Here is an 18129-nt window from a genome sequence, read left to right on the forward strand (position 1 = left end):
TGTATGGATACAGATAGTTTTTAAATAGCGCACACTTCATTAAATACGCTTAATGCTTTTTCAATATTTAACCTGCGAGTTTTTTCTCTCCTGTATTTTCAAAACCCGTGCGTTTCTTCAATAGCGCATAAGCAACGAACGCAACTATTACGCCTACAAACCAGGACACGCGGGATAAAGGCTCCATAAATGGTATAAACTTGCCGCCTAATGACAGAATGACTGCGACCAGGGTGACTGAAAATGCAGTCAGGTTAAATCCATTATCATAATATTTGTAATCACCGCTGGCGGTGTACAGCTCATCAAGATTAATTTTTCCACGCATTACCACAAAATAATGAGCTAACATTACACCGATTACCGGGCCAAGCATACCGCCGATAATATCGAGGAACAGATAAATACTGTCCTGATTCTCCATTAATTTCCATGGGCAAATCAGTAGACTGATAATACTGGCAATCATTACGCCATTTTTATAGTTAAGCTTTGTCGGGGCAAGCGCCGCAATTTGATACCCCGCAGGTATAATATTACCGGTGGCGTTGGTTGAAATTGTCGTCATCAGAATCACCAGCACCGCAAAGAATGAAGCAAACAGGCTGTCCCAGCGCTGCACAATATCCAGCACGTTCCAGGTATCCATACCATAATGAATACTGGCTCCGGCAATAATGCACACGCTGGCTACGGCGAATAATATATACGCTACGATAAGCCCCAGTGTTTGTCCCAATGCCTGAGCGCGAAATGAATGCGCGTTTTGCGTGAAATCGGACGCACTCACTGCTGGCGCAGCCCAGACGGCGACTACGGCGTTAATCACCACCAGGAACAGAAAGCCGCTGTGCTCTGCTTTTTGCACGCCTGAAGGCAGATAGTCCAGAATCGGGCCAATGCCGACCAGCGATATTGCCCAAATAGCCATGCCGCCAAAGACAATGTAAATACATGGATTGAGAATAGCGGTAAATTTATTTAATACTTTACCACCGCCAAAACCGATGCCAACGTTAATAATCCAAAAAATTAGAAAAGTAATTAGTCCTGGCAGTGAAAGACCCAGCAGCTTGAAATCTCCGCCTAATGTCAGAAATCCTGGCCAGATCTTCCCAATCAAAATAAGAAATGCCAGCGATCCCGCGTAACACTGTAAGCCGAACCACATAATTGCCGCGATTCCCCCTCGCAATAATCCAGGGAATAGCGCGCCGCGGACGCCGTAAGAACCTCGCAATATCATAGCAAAAGGAACGCCATATTTGCTGCCTGCCGCGCCATTCATTACCATCGCCGCCGCAATAAATAATGCGCTGATAATAATGGCCAACATGATATTAAATGTTGATAGCCCCAGTATAAAAAAACCGCCGACCATAACGTAATTTGGCACGTTATGTACAGATCCCATCCATAAGGTGAAATAGTTAAATGCCTTCCAGTTTCGTTGGGTTTCTGTTTTAGGTAATAAGTCTTCGCTATAACCGCGCTGCTGGTATAGCTCTCTTTGATGTTCCATAAATCCCTCTTTTCACGCATCGGATAACGTTGTTATGGGTTTAGCTATGAGGAACAAATAAATATAAAATAAAGAATTAGTAGATATAATTATTTTTAAGCTGAAGCAATACGTTGCGTTGCTTTCTTTTTATATAAAGTGACGACAGCAAAGATCAGCGTTCCGGTGACCACTAAACATGCTGAAATCACAAAACTGATCTCTTTCGACCCCGTTACATCCGAAATAAATCCGGTCAACGTTGGGGCGACAACCGCTGAACTCATGCCAAAGAAGTTAAAAAGGCTGAAAGCTCTTCCCAGACTTTTTGCCGAAGCCTGTTCAGATACAAAGGAGATCAGGATCGGGTCTACTGCCATTTTCCCCAGCAAGCCGTATAGCGTCAGACTGACCATCAGCATCGTGGTATTCGGGGACAAAACCGTAAACGCCAACATTGCTGCCGCCACAATTTCCAGACCGAGAATAACCTTAACTTTACTGTTACGGAATTTATCTGACAGATGGCTAAAAAATAACGCCCCCGGTACGCCAACCACCGCTACCAGCGCTGATGCCAGCCCGATAGCTCCGCCATCAAATCCTCTTTCAGTCTGTAGATAAGAGGGCAGCCAGGTCACTATCAAATAATAACCGTAGCAGGTACAGAAATAGAGGAAGTAAACGCTACACAATAAACCAGAGAATAAAGGCGCGCGTTTCTCATCTTCCGTAACGGTTTGGGTTTGCTTTTCCGCTTGCGCAGAGTCGCTTTTGGCTTTACCGCGAATGATCAGCGTAAAGACGCACAGCATGATTACTAATATCGCGGCCACGATATACAGTACATTCTGCCAGGCCATGCTCATGTTTTTTACTAATACGCTGGAACCGATTAAGCCAATCCCCATCCCTATAGCCGACCCGCTGTTGATAATCGCGTTGGCTAATGCCCGACGGGCCTGCGGCACGTTTGCCGAAGAGAGTGAATAAGCCGAGCTAAAGAAAGAAGCGCATCCGCCACCTGCCATTAGCGACCCTATATAGATCATGGTCAGGCCATTGGCTTTCGCGATACAGAGTGTACCAATAATAAAAAGCGTAAATCCGGCCATCAGCATGATTTTTTGACCGAATTTATCGACCAATATTCCGCAAGGGATTTGCATACTGCAGTAAGCAAAAAAGTAAAAACTTGCAATGGCGCCTATTTCAGCATTACTTACATTGTCTAAAGATGCCTGAATTTCTGGATAAATTGGCGTAAGCACGGTGCGATAGATCCAAATCGCTACCCAGCCCAGACTCATTACGACAACAATTTGTTTCCAGTAATCAATCCCGGATTTTTTAGTTTCACTCATGTTCTTCACCTTTACAGAGTGTTCCTTGTGAACAGGTATCGCTGCAGCCGCAGCGATACACATAATTAGGACAATTTATGATTGGCCATTAATTCCAGCGCCTGTACCATTGCCGAATGGTCAAGCTGGCTCCCGCCATTTGCCGCACAGGTATTGAATAATTCCTGGCAGGTCGCCGTATTCGGTAAATTCAGCGCCAGCGCTTTTGCGCTTTGCAATGCAAGATTAAGGTCTTTCTGATGAAGCGCGATTTTGAAACCAGGCTCGAACGTCCGGTTGATCATCCGCTCGCCGTGAACTTCCAGAATGCGTGAAGAGGCGAACCCGCCCATTAACGCCTGGCGCACGCGTACCGGATCGGCACCTGCTTTTGAAGCAAACACTAAGGCTTCAGAAACCGCTTCAATATTCAGCGCAACAATAATTTGGTTAGCCACCTTACAGGTTTGCCCATCCCCATTGCCGCCCACCAGGGTGATATTTTTTCCCAGGATGTCAAAGAGCGGTTTAACGCGGTCAAAGACTTTCTGCTCGCCGCCGACCATAATCGACAGAGTGCCTTCACGCGCCCCGATTTCGCCCCCGGAAACCGGGGCATCCAGGTAATCAGCGCCCATTTCATTAACGCGCTGGGCAAAACGTTTGGTTTCGATAGGAGAAATAGAACTCATATCGACGATGGTTTTTCCCTGAAGCGATGTTTTGGCGCAACCGTGTTCGCCAAATAACACCTCTTCAACCTGCGGCGTATCCGGCACCATTATGAAGATAATGTCTGCAAATTCAGTTACCTGACGTGCAGTCTCAACATTTACCGCCCCCAGCGAGAGCAGTTCGTCCGCGACCGGACCAATAGTCGTAACGTGTAATTGATGACCGGCGCGTGCCAAATTGATAGCCATTGGCGAGCCCATAATTCCCAGGCCAATAAATCCCAGTTTCATATACAACCTCTTTTATTGCTTTCGGTGTTTCCAGATTCAGGCAACACAATCCCCTTCCAACACAGTGAAAAAAAAAGCGCTGCCCGAATTATTCTGCGTTTTAACGGTACTGATTAATCCACGATAATCCCGCTTCCGTGGTAGTCAGTGGTTTATATTCACAGCCAACCCAGCCATCATAACCAGACTGTTTAATGACATTAAAAATAAAGTCATAATTAATTTCCCCGGTCCCCGGCTCGCCGCGACGCGGGTTATCAGCAATCTGTAAATGGCCTATTTTATCGGCCCATGCCGTCATGGTTTGCGTTAATTCCCCTTCCATGCGTTGCATGTGATAAATATCATACTGAATTTTGATATTATCACTGCCGATATCCTTAATTAATGCTAACGCCTGTTGAGTGCCGGTGAGATGGAATCCCGGCATATCAAAGTGATTAATAGGTTCGATAAGTAATAAAATGTCTTCTTTCGCCAGCATATTTGCCGCATAGCGCAGGTTTTCAACCAACGTGTCGTGGATCTCCGTTGCGGAGAATCCTGACGGTGTTTTACCCACCAGACAATTTATTTTCTTATTGCCTAACGCACGTGCATAACGGATTGCGGCCGCTACGCCATCGCGAAACTCTTCTTCGCGCCCAGGAATACAGGCAATTCCACGTTCGCCAGCCGCCCAGTCGCCAGCCGGTAAATTATGTAACGTATGTTCAAGATTATTATCCCTGAGTTTACGTTTTAACACTTCGATGTCGTTATCGTAGGGAAACATGAATTCCACGCCGCGAAATCCCGACAACGCCGCTTTATCAAAGCGTTCCAGGAAATCATATTCCGTAAACAGCATAGAAAGATTGGCAGAGAAACGTAACATCGATTACCTCCCTTACTCATATTTCATAAAACAGGTTTCTGTTGGCGCATCTTTCGCACTATCCGCAACCTCTTCAAACTCGGTTACGTTATCCAGTTCGCTGCCCATGGAAATATTGGTTACGCGTTCCAGAATGACTTCCACCACCACCGGAACGCGATATTGCGCCATTAGCGCTTTGGCTTGTTCAAATGCAGGCGCAATATCTTCCGGTTTAAAGACACGAATTGCTTTACAGCCTAACCCTTCCGCCACTTTTACATGGTCAACGCCATAGCCATTCACTTCGCTGGAGTTGATATTTTCAAAGGCGAGCTGTACGCAGTAGTCCATGTCAAATGCGCGTTGCGACTGGCGAATCAGACCAAGATAAGCGTTGTTAACCAGCACATGGATATACGGGATGTTAAACTGCGCGCCGACGGCTAACTCTTCAATCAGGAACTGGAAGTCGAAATCGCCGGAAATCGCCACCACATTGCGTTGCGGATCGGCAGCACAAACCCCTAATGCCGCCGGGATTGTCCAGCCAAGAGGCCCCGCCTGGCCGCAGTTGATCCAGTGTCTGTCTTTAAACACATGCAGCATCTGCGCTGCCGCGATTTGCGACAATCCAATGGTGGTGACATAGCACACATCGCGACCAAAGGCTTTGTTCATCTCTTCATAGACGCGCTGCGGCTTCACTGGCACGTTGTCAAAGTGGGTTTTACGCAGCAAAGTCCGTTTACGCTGCTGGCATTCGTCCACCCAGGTCTTCCGGCATGGCAAACGCCCCGCTTTTTGCATCTCCTGCGCGACATCGATCAGCAACGTTAGCGCCGCTTTGGCGTCCGAAACGATGCCCAGATCCGGGCACAACACGCGGCCAATTTGCGTCGGTTCAATATCGATATGGATGATTTTTCGCCCCTGAGTATATTTCTCAACGGACCCCGTATGACGGTTGGCGAAACGGTTACCGATGCCAAAAACCATATCAGATGCCAGCAGAGTGGCGTTGCCGTAGCGGTGCGCCGTTTGCAGGCCGACCATCCCCGCCATTAAGGGGTGATCGTCCGGGATACAGCCCCAGCCCATCAGGGTAGGGATCACCGGTACGTTGGTCAGTTCGGCAAACTGCTGCAGCAGTGGCGCGGCGTCGGCGTTAATAACCCCGCCGCCCGCGACAATTACCGGACGCTCGGACTGAATCAGCATCTCCAGCGCCTTTTCAATCTGTACGCGGCTGGCGGCTGGCTTATATACCGGCAACGGCTCATACATATCCGGATCGAATTCGATCTCCGCAACCTGGACATCAAACGGTAAATCAACCAGTACAGGACCTGGGCGGCCTGAGCGCATCAGATGAAAAGCCTGTTGTAATACGCGCGGCACCAGCGCCGCCTCACGAACCGTCACTGCCATCTTGCTGACTGGTTTTGCAATCGCTTCAATATCGACTGCCTGGAAATCTTCCTTGTGCAGACGCGCTCGTGGCGCCTGACCGGTAATGCATAAAATCGGGATAGAGTCGGCAGAAGCGGAATAGAGCGCGGTGATCATGTCGGTTCCCGCCGGGCCGGAAGTGCCCAGGCAGACCCCAATATTACCTGCCGCCGCACGTGTGTAGCCCTCAGCCATATGCGAAGCGCCTTCCACATGACGCGCCAGTATATGGCGAATGCCTCCATGCTTACGCATTGCAGAATAGAAGGGGTTGATTGCAGCCCCAGGAACGCCGAATGCTGTGGTGATACCTTCTTTTTCCAGCACATACATTGCCGCATCCACGGCTCTCATTTTTGCCATTTTATTGCTACCTCTTTTTATTGGAAAAAGTTTCCAACTTTTAAAAATTTTAAAAAAGTCCCGCTCCAGCGAGCGGGATGCGGCTCAGGCTACAGGGGGTTTTAGCCCAAGCGCCGTACTGATGTCTTTCGCGGTATCCCGTACCAGTTCACCCTGGCTGATAAAGCGATCTTCCGTCAGCCGGGAAGCCGGTCCCGATATTGAGATAGCGGCGACCACGCTGCCCGCATCGTCATAGATAGCGGAGGCGATACAATTCAGCCCGACAACATGTTCTTCCTGGTCGACGGTGTAGCCCTGTTCACGCGCCTGCTCCAGATTTTTAAGCAGGATAGGTAAATCCACCAGAGTGGTCGGCGTAAACCGCCGCAAACCGGTATTGACGACGATCCCCACCAGCTCTTCTTCGGTGAGCGGGTAAAGCAGCGCTTTTCCGGCGCCGGAAGCATGTAACGGCAGACGACTCCCTAAGGGCGCGCACATTCTGACCATCGATTTGCACTCCTTTTGACCGATTAACACCGCTTCATTACCGTTGCGAATCGCTACGTTGACCGTCTCGCCAGAAAGCAGCATAAGTCGGTGCATAAAGGGTCCGGCCACCGAGAGGACATCGCGATTATGAATATACGCAGAGCCCACATTAAATACGCCTAAACCAATATGCCACCAGCCAAGCTGGCTATCCTGGTACACAAAATCAGCCGCTTGCAGTACCTTTAACAGGCGAAACGTCGTAGAAAGCGGTAAATCCAGGCTGCCGGAAATATCGCTAACTGATGAACTGCCGCCGCTTCTTTCGAGATATTGCAATATCGCTATGCCCCTCTCCAGCGCCTGAGCGCCTTTCTGCGCAGTCGGCTCTGCCTGTCCTGGCCTGCCGCGTCGTCTTACTTCCGTCATATTTACGTTAACTCCGGCCCAAAATATGAGCATAAACAATGAACAATATGTTCATCTTATGCAAGAAGGCCAATAGCGTCACGCAAAACAGAGTTCATGTGTCGGGATACTTTCAACATCACAGTTATCGCTGCCACCGCGATCCACCGTCAGAAAATCGGTAACCGTCTGCCACGCAAACAGCGGGTGATGCCATACATTACGGTGATAATTGACGCCCTGCCGTCCATTGCTAATAAACGCCCGCAGCGTGGAGAGATCGGGTTTATCATCGCCGAGCGCGACAATAACGACAAAAGCCTCGCCGTTCATCGGCACAAACGCCTGCGTACCTAAAGGATGACGTTCCAGTTCATGTACCACAATAGGCATCGCGGCCGGTTGCGCCCTGTTAATACTGATCAGCGTGCGATCCTGCTCCAGAACTTCAACCTTCGCCAGGTCGTGATATCGCTCAACTAACCCGTTGTTTATATGAAAAAAGTCACGTTCCTGCGTCTCAATAACATCGCCATAAGCGCTGAACGTCTTCTGATCTAACGGTAATACCTCAAGTTTCATTATTTTTCCCTTGTAGCTCGATTCCGTTTAACCGCGGTTTGGACTCTGTCCGGTTTCAATACCATGCAATCTAAAACCTTCGGGATTTAACATCAACATAAAAGTTGGAATATTTTTCCAAAAGTAGATTTAGACCACAAATCAAACATGGCTATTATGTAAAACTACTTAAAAATCATAGGAAAACAATTCTGGTTTTATCAGGATCGTAAGGAGGCGTCTGACGATGTTTGACCCGGAAACACTGCGTACCTTTATCAGCGTTGCCGAAACGGGGAGTTTCTCCAAAGCGGCGGAGCGCCTGTGTAAAACCACGGCAACCATTAGCTACCGCATCAAACTGCTGGAGGAAAATACCGGCGTAGGGCTGTTCTTTCGCACAACGCGAAGCGTCTCGTTGACGGCGGCGGGCTCTCACCTTCTCTCTCAGGCAAAAGACTGGCTTGCGTGGCTGGACAGCATGCCTGACGAGCTACGCCAGGTTAACGACGGCGTAGAGCGTCAGGTCAATATTGTGGTGAATAACCTGCTCTATAGCCCGCAAGCGGTCGCCAGTCTTTTATCGTGGCTTAATGCGCGTTACCCTTTCACTCAGTTTCACTTTTCCCGGCAAATTTATATGGGCGTCTGGGATTCGCTCCTGTATGAAGGTTTTTCGCTGGCGATTGGCGTAACTGGCACCGAGCCGTTGGCTAATACCTTTATGCTCGACCCTTTAGGTTCCGTACAATGGCGTTTTGTGATGTCCGCGGATCATCCTTTAGCTCACGTCAGCGGGCCTCTAACAGAAGCGCAGTTGCGCCGTTTCCCGGCAATAAATATCGAAGACAGCGCGCGTACGCTGACCAAGCGGGTAGCCTGGCGCCTTCCGGGGCAGAAGGAAATTATCGTGCCTGATATGGAAACCAAAATCGCCGCTCATCTGGCAGGCGTCGGTATCGGTTTTGTTCCGCAGCCGCTTTGTCAAACGCTGATCGACAAAAACGAACTGGTGAGCTGTACCATCCCTACGATGCGTCCGCCCTCACCGTTAAGCCTCGCCTGGCATAAATTTGGCGGAGGCAAAGCGGTAGAAGACATTGTGAAATTATTTACCCAACGGCAACCCGAAATAGCCGGTTTTTTATCCATTTTCAATACCGTACGCTGTTAAAAATCAAGCCACTTTGCGAATTGGCGCGTAAAATAGCGCAAAGGATGATTTAAGGTTACGTTTTACGTTATGCAAGACAGACAAAAAGCACAGGACTATCGCGCGCTCCTCCTTGCCGATACGCCTTTAATTGATGTACGCGCGCCGATTGAGTTTGAACAGGGCGCCATGCCGGGCGCTATCAACCTGCCATTGATGATGGATGACGAGCGGGCCGCCGTCGGCACCTGCTACAAACGTCAGGGCGCGGATGCGGCGTTAGCGTTGGGGCATCGGTTGGTTTGCGGCGACATTCGCCAGCAGCGGCTTGAGGCCTGGAAAGCCGCGTATCAACGTTTCCCCAACGGGTATCTGTGCTGCGCGCGCGGCGGTCAGCGGTCACATATCGTACAACGTTGGCTGCAAGAAACAGGGATTGACTGCCCGCTTATTGAAGGCGGCTATAAAGCGCTGCGCCAGACAGCAATTCAGGCGACCTGGCAACTGGCGCAAAAACCGATACTTTTAATTGGCGGCTGTACGGGCAGCGGCAAAACGCAACTGGTGCGACAACAGCCCAACGGCGTGGATCTGGAAGGTCTCGCGCGTCATCGCGGCTCCTCTTTTGGCCGCACGCTGAACCCCCAGCTCAGCCAGGCCAGTTTTGAAAACAAACTTGCCGTTGAATTGCTGAAAATTAACGCGCGTCAGACGCTAAAAAGGTGGGTACTGGAAGATGAAGGGCGAACGATCGGCGCCAACCATCTGCCTGAGTGTTTACGCGAAAGAATGGCGCAGGCCCCCATTGCGGTAGTGGAAGATCCGTTTGCGCTTCGTCTGGAACGACTGCGTGAAGAGTATTTCATCCGTATGCATCACGACTTCACCCACGCCTACGGCGATGAAGCCGGTTGGCAGGCGTATAGTGAATATCTTCATCATGGACTGTTCGCTATTCGCCGCCGTCTGGGGTTGCAACGCTTTGCCGAACTGACGGACACGCTGGATAGGGCGCTGGCAGAGCAATTATCCAGCGGCAGCACCGACGGCCATATGGCATGGCTGGTTCCGCTACTTAACGAATATTACGACCCAATGTATCGCTATCAACTGGAGAAAAAAGCCGCGAATATCGTTTTTCGCGGCCCATGGCAAGACGTTGCCAACTGGCTAAAAGCGCAATAGCTTATTTTTATTGCCGGCTGACGCTACATTGAGCCGGCTTAGTGTCTGTCGCGCTTGTCGGCACGTTTTGCCAGCCAGTCGCCCAGCATCTGAACGACCTGAACCAGCACAATCAACGCCACCACGGTAACAACCATCACTTCGGTTTCGTAACGGTAGTAGCCATAGCGAATCGCCAGGTCGCCTACCCCGCCGCCGCCGACAATCCCGGCCATCGCCGAGTAGCCGATTAAGCTTACCAATGTAATCGTCAGGCCGCGCAGCAGCCCTGCGCTGGCTTCCGGCAACAGTACGGTACAGATAATACGCATCGGACTAGCGCCGAATGCCAGCGCCGCCTCAATAATCCCTTTATCGACTTCACGGAGCGCGCTATCTACCAGGCGTGCATAAAACGCGATTGCGGCCACCGACAGCGGGACGGAGGCTGCAATCGGGCCAATGGTATTGCCCAGCAAAAGCTGCGTTAGCGGCAGTAACAGCACCAGTAAAATAACAAATGGCACCGAGCGGATAATATTCACCAGAACCGAGGCGACGAGATAAATAAAACGGTTCTGCCAGAACAGATGACGATCGGTGACAAAAATCAGAAAACCGAGCGGTAGACCGCCAAGAATCGCCAGCACCGTTGAAATACTCAACATCTGGAAAGTTTCATTGAACGCCAGCGTTAAATCCGGCAATAAATCATCCACGGATCACCTCCACCTGTGCAGTACGTTGACGGATATGCTCCACGGCGGCGGCCACCGCCGTTGGATTATGCGGCGCGGTTAATTGCACCACCAGAATGCCCAACGCGCGTTCGCCGATATACTCAATCTTGCCATGCAGGATATTGACCGCGACGCCAAACTTGATCGCCACCTCCGACAGTACCGGCTGCTCCGCCGAATCGCCGATAAACAAAATTTTCAGCAGCTGCCCGGGCAGGTGTTCCCGTAAACGTTCCGGCAGGGTCAAATTAAGGGTATGAGACACCAGTTGCTGTGTGAAAGCGTGTTGCGGGTGGGCAAACACATCAAACACCTCGCCCGATTCCACAACCTTACCGCCCGACATCACCGCCACGCGATCGCAAATAGATTTGATCACGTTCATTTCATGGGTGATCAGCACAATAGTAATCCCGAGCTGTGCGTTGATCTGTCTGAGCAGGGCCAGAATCGTGGCGGAAGTTTCCAGATCCAGCGCGGAAGTCGGTTCATCACACAGCAAAACATCCGGATGGTTAGCGATGGCGCGGGCTATCCCCACCCGCTGTTTTTGCCCGCCGCTGAGCTGTACCGGGAAACGGTTCGCTTTATCGGCAAGGCCCACCAGCGTTAAAATTTCCGCCACCCGTGGCGCGATTTTGCTGCGTTCCCAGCCAGCCGCTTTCAGGCTAAACGCAACGTTTTGCGCCACTGTCCGGGTATGCATTAAGTTAAAATGCTGGAAAATCATACCAATACGCTGCCGCGCCTGGCGTAACGCTTTTCCGTCCAGCGCCGAAATTTCCACGCCGTTGACGTTGACGCGCCCCTGGCTGGGACGCGTTAAGGCGTTCAGGGTACGCAGCAGAGTGCTTTTTCCTGCGCCGCTGGTACCGACAATGCCAAAAATCTCGCCCGCGGCGATATGCAGGCTCACATCATCCACCGCGCGCGTGGGGGTACCGCGACCGGCGGTAAAATCGACGCAGACTTTTTCTATTTCAATCATATTCACCTCAGAAATTGGGGATGGCTACCGCTGCGATCAGGGTGTCGCGGTCATCCATTCCGGTTTCTGGAAGGCGCTATAAATATTCTTTGGATCGTCGATAACCGCGCGATAAGCCGGCGATTTCACCGCCTCGACAATATCTTTGGCAAACGGCTTATCGGCATCTTCACTGCGTACCGCAATGATATTTTTCAGATTCTCATCCAGGTGTTCCTGCTTAATCGCGCTGGAGAGATCGAGTCCTGCCGCCACCGCAAAGTTCCCGTTAACCAGCGCGCCGGTCACGCCATCCAGCGTGCGCGGTAGCTGTGCGGCTTCCAGCGGTTTGAAAACCAGTCCTTTTGGATTGCTGGCGATATCTCGTTCAGAGGCTTTGGTCGGATCGATATTGTCCTTAATCGTGATAAGCCCCAACGATTGCAGGAAGCGAAGGCCGCGCGCCAGGTTGGTCGGATCGTTGGAGAGGGTAATAATGTCCCCTTTTTTAAGCGCATCCAGACTGTTGATTTTACGTGAATAGAAGCCCATCCCGGCGGTCGGTACCACAATAAGTTTGCTGAGCTTCAGCCCTTTGTCAGCGGTGAATTTGTCAAAATAGAGGGTATGTTGAAAGAGGTTGGCGTCGATACTGCCGTTAGCTAACGCCATATTAGGCTGGACATAGTCGCTAAACTCGCGCACCACGACCTTATACCCTTTTTCTTTTAATGTCGGCGCAATCGCCTGCTTCACCATGTCGCCATACGGCCCTGGCGCGACGCCAAATACGATCGTTTGCGGGGAACCATCGGCATGGGCAAACTGTAATCCGCAGGCCAGTAATAGCGTGCTGGCCGCAATGCGTAAACTCTGACGCAATCCCATAATTTCTCCATTTTAAATAGTGTGATGCTGTGCCGGATGCCGTTCATGCGGCATCGTCTGTTTTGGCCCAAACGAAAGGCTATTTCTTAACATGACACAGATCACAGCCTGCTGTCCTTGAAATTATTTCATGATGTTTCCTGGTGTGTCGTTAAATGTACGAGGCAGGCGCTCAGGCGTGTGTCAGGCGGGAATGGCGTAAAGGGAAATGCCGGATAAGAGGTCTTAACGCCAACATCCGGCAGAGGAAAACGCTTTAGAAATCGTAACGCAGACGCACCAGGTTCATATCGCCCAGATTGTCAGTGCTGGAGGTGAAAACATGTTCATAATCAACGCGGAAACCATAATCCAGTTGGAAGGTGATCCCCACGCCGTTATCGGTGCGCAGATAGTCGCGGCCATTCACATATTCAATGCGGTCGCCCATAAAGTACGGTTGAATAGCTTTCACGGCATACTGACCAATCGGGAAAGCGTAACCGACAAAATATTCCAGACCCCACGCATCGCCGGCAAAGTAATCATTCACAGACACTTTTTTGGTCGTCATAAAGTTCTGATACCAACCGCCGCCTGCGGCGATAGTCCAGTTTTCCGGCGTCCAGCTTAACGCGGTACCGACAATATTTTGATCGTAAGTTTTATTGCCGTTGCCGCGCATCTCCGCACGGGTATAGTTCCATGCCGTCCCCCAGGTCAGATCGTCGGTGAGATGGTAATCCGCGCCTAAAGAACCGCCGCCTTTACGTTTGTAATTCAGGCCGTTATTGGCATTATAATCGTCGCTGAACAGATAAGACGCGTAGAGATCGACATTGCCAATGCTTTTCTTATACTTCAATGACTTACGCGTGCGGTAAGAACCATCGTAGTCGCCGTTAATCCCGTTGCCCGGCGCCTGACCTATCATGTCGTAATCCCAGATATCGGTTTTTACGCCCACCACATCGTAATAAATGCTGTTCTGTTGACCGAAGGTCAGCGTTCCCCACGTCGCGCTCTTGAAGCCGGTATACAGCATACGGCGAGTGGTATCAGTCGAGCCCTTCGCATAATGGTTATCCCAGTCAAATACCGCAGGGATATTGACGCCCAGCTCGTAATAGCTAATCCAACTGATATCATCAAACAGATAATAATCCGCGGCGAAGCGGAAACGCGTCCCGCCATCAAAACCATTACGTTTATAACCGTTCGCGCCGTCATTGCCGGTCATATTCTGGAACTGCGGACGAATACTCCCGCCAACGGTGAAATTGAGTCGGCTGAGTGGATTACCCGCCTGGGGATCTTGTTTTAAAACGGTGATTTCCGCCTGAGTGGCGAAAGGCATGAAAGCCATTGCCGCGCCGATCGATGCCGCCAACGCTGTTATTTTAATTGTCATTATATTTTCCTTGATAGATAGCCAATCCAAATCATTTAGCAGGCAAATAATAACTGTTATAAAACCTTACGTGTTGTGTATTTTTTAATGATTTGTGCTACTAAAAATCAAGAAGTTAGCAATTTGTGCGACTAAATAAAGTACGCGCCGTTTTAAAAACCGGCGCGAAATTATTCACATCATGAATCATCCGTTAAACTGTCGGAATAGCGCTTTGCCTTTCAGCAAACGAACGCCAAGCCAGCCGCCGCATACGGAAAGCAGCAGCGCGCCGCAAAACGGCAGTGCGACCCATAAACGCCAGTCCGGCTCCCAGGGGAAATCAAAAACGTTGATTTGTAAGATCGCCAGCGCCGTCTCCGCGCCAATCGCGGCGACCAGCCCGGCAACTAACCCCAGCATGGCGAATTCGCACCAGAGTGTGGTACGCAACAGTTTCTTTCCGGCTCCTAATGTGCGCCACACCACCAGCTCCTGATGGCGCTGACGCATCCCGACCTGTACCTGGGCCAGTAATAGCAACATGCCGCAGAGGGTGACTAGCACAACCATCACCTCCAGCGCCCGACTGACCTGCTCCAGCACCTGTCCCACCTGTTTCAGGATCGCCCCGATATCTAACAGGCTGACGGTAGGAAACTCGCGGTTAAGCTGCGTTAACATGCCGTTGCCATTCTCCCAGCGAAAACTGGTCAGCCAGCTTTGTGGTTGCCCGTCCAGCGCCCCGGAAGGAAAAATGAAGAAAAAGTTGGGCCGCAGGCTTTCCCAGTCCACTTGACGCAGGCTGGTGACTTTAGCGCTAAATGCCTGGGTATCGCCCATAAAGGTTACGCTATCGCCGAGTTTGACGTTCAGCCGCTTCGCCAGCCCCTCTTCCATGGAGACTTCGCCCGATTTTGGCGGCCAGTGACCGGCGACCAGCGGATTATGCGCCGGGCGCGTATCCTGCCAGGTCAAATTCAGTTCACGGTTGAGTGACTCATCCTGCTGACCTTCCGTCGGATTACCGTTTATCCTGGTTAACCGCGCCCGCACAATCGGATAAAACGTCTGCGGAATCACCTGATGTTCCGCCAAAAAGGCTTTCAGCGGCGCGACCTGCTCTGAAGCAATATTGATAAGGAAATAGTTCGGACTTTCCGGCGGGAGTTGCTGTTGCCAGCGATCAAGGAGGTCGCCGCGCAGCACCAGCAAGAGCGCCAGCAGCATAAACGAAAGCGAAAACGCCGAAAGCTGACTCAACGTTGACCACGGCTGACGCAGAAGTCGGCTGACGGCCAGACGCAGCGGTAGCGACGTCAACGTCATGCCGCGCAGCACGTTAAGCAGCATCCAGCCCACCAGACCGCACAGCAGCGCCAGTATCACGGCGCCCGCCAGAACCGCCCACAACAGCATACTTCCGCCCATCAATCCGGCGAGCAGCGCCACCACGACGGCGCAGGCGACAGGCAAATAAATTTTTAACGGCCAGACGCGAGCGACAACATCGCGGCGCAGCACCCGTAGCGGCTGGGTCGCCAGCAACAATCGATAAGGCCGTAAACCGACCAGCAGAGAGATGACCGTCATCGCGCCCAGCGCCCACAGCCAGGGCCACAGGCTGGCGGGCGGCAAATCGGCGGGCAGTACCGGTTTTAGCAGCACCAGCAATATGTTTTCAAACAGTAACCCAATCGCGCCTCCCGTGACGGCGGAAAGCCCCAGCACCATCAACCACTGTCCGATAATAAGTTTACGCAACTGGGCCCGGCCCGCGCCCAACGTTTTTAAAATCGCCACCAGATCGTAGCGGCTACGGCAGTAATGGCTCATCGCCACCGCGACGGCAGCTACCGCCAGCAGTAGCGTTAATAACGCCGAAAGCAGCAAAAACTGCTGCGAACGTTCGAGCGATTTCCCCAATGCCCCGTCATCCTGCTCCAGTCCGTACCAGCGATGTTCCGGTTTAAGCTGCGGTAACAGCCAGCTTTCATAGCCAGCAAGCTGTTGCGGCGTTCCGCCGAATTTATACCGCCACATCACGCGACTCCCCGGCTGTATCGCACCGGTTTTTGCCACATCGGCCATATTCATCATCAGACGCGGCGCCATCTGAAAAGGGTTAAATCCGGAATCCGGCTCCTGCACCACTTCACCGGCAATACGCAAGGTCACGTCGCCGACATCAATGGTATCGCCCGTTTTCAAATTAAGCAGCGCCATCAGACGCGGCGCCAGCAGTACGCTACCCGGCTGCGGTTTCACTCCGTCAGGACGGGTTTGCAATTCGCCGTACATCGGATAAACGCTATCTACCGCTTTCACGCTGGCCAGTTGCGGCGTATCGCCGGCAAACGTCATGGTCGCAAAGGTTAACTGCTCGCCCACGTTAAGGCCGCGTTTACGCGCCTCTTCAAGCCAGGCTTTCGGTACCTCCCGCGAACTTTGCAGCGTCCGATCGCCTGCCATAAACTCGCGGCTTTGCTGACTTAACCCTTTTTCCATCCGGTCGCTGATACTGCCGAGCGCTAGTACGCAGGCCACCGCCAGACTCAACGCCAGCCAGACAATAATCAGCGACGGCGAGCGCCATTCGCGCCAGAACCAGCGAGCTATCATGCCTCCTCCTGTAACTGACCGTTGACCAACCGCAGCCGCCGGTCGCAGCGCGCCGCCAGCGCCGGGTCGTGCGTCACCAGAATCAGCGTGGTGCCGTGCTCGCGGTTAAGCGAAAATAGCAGGTCGGCGATTTTATCTCCGGTCTGACGGTCAAGGTTGCCCGTCGGCTCATCGGCAAACAGCACATCAGGACGCCCGTTAAACGCGCGCGCCAGCGCTACGCGCTGCTGTTCGCCGCCGGAAAGCTGTGCCGGAAGGTGGTCAAGCCGTTTTCCCAGTCCCAGTTGTTCGAGCAGCGCTTTCGCCCCCGCCTTACTCTGACCGCTGTTTTCACCGCGTAGCAGGGCCGGTAGTTCAACGTTTTCCAGCGCGTTAAGCGTAGGAATAAGCATGAAGGATTGAAAAACAAAACCGACATGCTGAGCGCGAAGCTGCGCCCGCGCCTCTTCGTCCATCTGGTGAAGCGGTTTCCCGACCAGACTGACCTCTCCGCTACTGCCGTCATCCAGTCCGGCGAGAATCGCCAGCAGCGTAGATTTTCCCGATCCTGATTCGCCAATCAGCGCAATGGTTTCGCCGCGTTTGACAACCAGTTCAACTCCGGTAAGGATGGAAAGCTCATGCTCACCCTGACCGACGGACTTCCTGAGACGATGAACTTCAACACTGTTTTCCGCTGGCATTTGCCCTTCCTGTTTTTGATCCTGTTAACTTTCCGTGCCGCCGCCGCAGACACCTTATTAATTCTGGGCGATAGCCTCAGCGCCGGTTACCGTATGGCCGCCAGCGCGGCATGGCCGTCGCTCCTTAATGATAAATGGCAAAACAAAACGTCGGTCGTTAATGCCAGTATAAGCGGAGATACCTCGCAGCAGGGACTGGCGCGTTTGCCGACGCTGTTGCAACAGCATCACCCGCGCTGGGTAGTGGTGGAACTTGGCGGCAACGATGGCCTACGCGGTTTTGCGCCTGCGCAAACCGAACAGACGCTACGTAAAATCATTCAGACGGTGAAAGCCGCCGATGCCCAACCGTTACTGATGCAAATTCATCTGCCCGCTAACTACGGTCGCCGTTATAATGAATCCTTTAGCGCCATTTATCCTAAGCTCGCCAAAGAGTTCGATATTCCTCTGTTACCGTTTTTTATGGAAGAGGTATATCTGAAACCGCAGTGGATGCAGGATGACGGCATTCATCCCAACCGCGACGCCCAGCCGTTTATTGCCGACTGGATGGCGAAGCAGTTGACCCCTTTTCTCTCCTGAATAATTCGAGTTGCATGAAGGCGGCACGTAAGAGA

General features: G+C 51.8%; 16 protein-coding genes. 3 read left to right on the top strand and 13 right to left on the bottom strand.

Annotation, left to right across the window (positions count from 1 at the left end; genetic code table 11):
* Positions 1 to 67: 67 nt before the first annotated feature.
* From QEN31_RS16875 to allA, 7 genes are all read right to left on the bottom strand, one after another.
* Positions 68 to 1522: an allantoin transporter gene (locus QEN31_RS16875; RefSeq protein ID WP_000401063.1), complete on the bottom strand. Its 1455-nt coding sequence runs from the start codon at positions 1520 to 1522 to the stop codon at positions 68 to 70.
* Between the two features lie 95 nt (positions 1523 to 1617).
* On the bottom strand, positions 1618 to 2865 hold the full coding sequence (locus tag QEN31_RS16880) for an MFS transporter (RefSeq protein ID WP_000005070.1): 1248 nt from the start codon (positions 2863 to 2865) through the stop codon (positions 1618 to 1620).
* A gap of 65 nt (positions 2866 to 2930) precedes the next feature.
* Positions 2931 to 3809 carry a 2-hydroxy-3-oxopropionate reductase gene (glxR, locus tag QEN31_RS16885; protein WP_000765815.1) on the bottom strand — a complete coding sequence of 293 codons (879 nt, stop codon included), beginning with the start codon at positions 3807 to 3809 and terminating at the stop codon, positions 2931 to 2933.
* 100 nt (positions 3810 to 3909) lie between these two features.
* A complete protein-coding gene (gip, locus tag QEN31_RS16890) occupies positions 3910 to 4686 on the bottom strand; it encodes a hydroxypyruvate isomerase Gip (RefSeq protein ID WP_000943591.1) in 777 nt (258 codons plus the stop codon).
* A 12-nt stretch (positions 4687 to 4698) separates the two neighbouring features.
* Positions 4699 to 6480 carry a glyoxylate carboligase gene (gene gcl, locus QEN31_RS16895; protein ID WP_001096865.1) on the bottom strand — a complete coding sequence of 594 codons (1782 nt, stop codon included), beginning with the start codon at positions 6478 to 6480 and terminating at the stop codon, positions 4699 to 4701.
* An 84-nt stretch (positions 6481 to 6564) separates the two neighbouring features.
* On the bottom strand, positions 6565 to 7383 hold the full coding sequence (gene allR / locus QEN31_RS16900; protein WP_000141265.1) for an HTH-type transcriptional repressor AllR: 819 nt from the start codon (positions 7381 to 7383) through the stop codon (positions 6565 to 6567).
* A 78-nt stretch (positions 7384 to 7461) separates the two neighbouring features.
* Positions 7462 to 7944: an ureidoglycolate lyase gene (allA, locus tag QEN31_RS16905; RefSeq protein ID WP_000764659.1), complete on the bottom strand. Its 483-nt coding sequence runs from the start codon at positions 7942 to 7944 to the stop codon at positions 7462 to 7464.
* Between the two features lie 226 nt (positions 7945 to 8170).
* Between allA and allS the strand changes: the two genes are divergently transcribed.
* A complete protein-coding gene (allS, locus tag QEN31_RS16910; RefSeq protein WP_000460169.1) occupies positions 8171 to 9097 on the top strand; it encodes an HTH-type transcriptional activator AllS in 927 nt (308 codons plus the stop codon).
* A gap of 69 nt (positions 9098 to 9166) precedes the next feature.
* The gene (gene mnmH / locus QEN31_RS16915; protein WP_001154077.1) at positions 9167 to 10261 is read left to right on the top strand and encodes a tRNA 2-selenouridine(34) synthase MnmH; all 1095 of its coding nucleotides are present in this window, start codon (positions 9167 to 9169) and stop codon (positions 10259 to 10261) included.
* A 38-nt stretch (positions 10262 to 10299) separates the two neighbouring features.
* Here the strand turns inward: mnmH and QEN31_RS16920 are convergent, their stop codons facing one another.
* The 6 genes from QEN31_RS16920 to ybbA form a co-directional block, all read right to left on the bottom strand.
* Positions 10300 to 10959, bottom strand: coding sequence for a methionine ABC transporter permease (locus tag QEN31_RS16920; protein ID WP_000342247.1), 660 nt, complete (start codon positions 10957 to 10959; stop codon positions 10300 to 10302).
* A complete protein-coding gene (gene sfbB / locus QEN31_RS16925) occupies positions 10952 to 11968 on the bottom strand; it encodes a virulence-associated ABC transporter ATP-binding protein SfbB (RefSeq protein ID WP_000569660.1) in 1017 nt (338 codons plus the stop codon). The genes QEN31_RS16920 and sfbB overlap by 8 nt, the downstream gene beginning before the upstream one ends.
* 36 nt (positions 11969 to 12004) lie before the next feature.
* The gene (locus QEN31_RS16930) at positions 12005 to 12835 is read right to left on the bottom strand and encodes a MetQ/NlpA family ABC transporter substrate-binding protein (protein ID WP_000524311.1); all 831 of its coding nucleotides are present in this window, start codon (positions 12833 to 12835) and stop codon (positions 12005 to 12007) included.
* Between the two features lie 256 nt (positions 12836 to 13091).
* Positions 13092 to 14225, bottom strand: a complete 1134-nt coding sequence (locus tag QEN31_RS16935) for a porin (protein ID WP_000152863.1) — start codon at positions 14223 to 14225, stop codon at positions 13092 to 13094.
* 186 nt (positions 14226 to 14411) lie between these two features.
* Positions 14412 to 16826, bottom strand: a complete 2415-nt coding sequence (ybbP, locus tag QEN31_RS16940) for a putative ABC transporter permease subunit YbbP (protein ID WP_064047290.1) — start codon at positions 16824 to 16826, stop codon at positions 14412 to 14414.
* Entirely contained in the window at positions 16823 to 17509 is a 687-nt protein-coding gene (gene ybbA / locus QEN31_RS16945; RefSeq protein WP_001110598.1) for a putative ABC transporter ATP-binding protein YbbA, read from the bottom strand. Before ybbA ends, ybbP begins: the two co-directional genes overlap by 4 nt.
* Here ybbA and tesA point away from each other — a divergent pair.
* Complete coding sequence (gene tesA, locus QEN31_RS16950; RefSeq protein WP_001010576.1) at positions 17480 to 18094, top strand: multifunctional acyl-CoA thioesterase I/protease I/lysophospholipase L1; 615 nt, start codon at positions 17480 to 17482, stop codon at positions 18092 to 18094. The genes ybbA and tesA overlap by 30 nt on opposite strands.
* Positions 18095 to 18129: the final 35 nt, after the last annotated feature.

This window comes from Salmonella sp. SA15303 (assembly GCF_029962125.1).
GTDB classification, from domain to species: Bacteria; Pseudomonadota; Gammaproteobacteria; order Enterobacterales; family Enterobacteriaceae; genus Salmonella; species Salmonella enterica.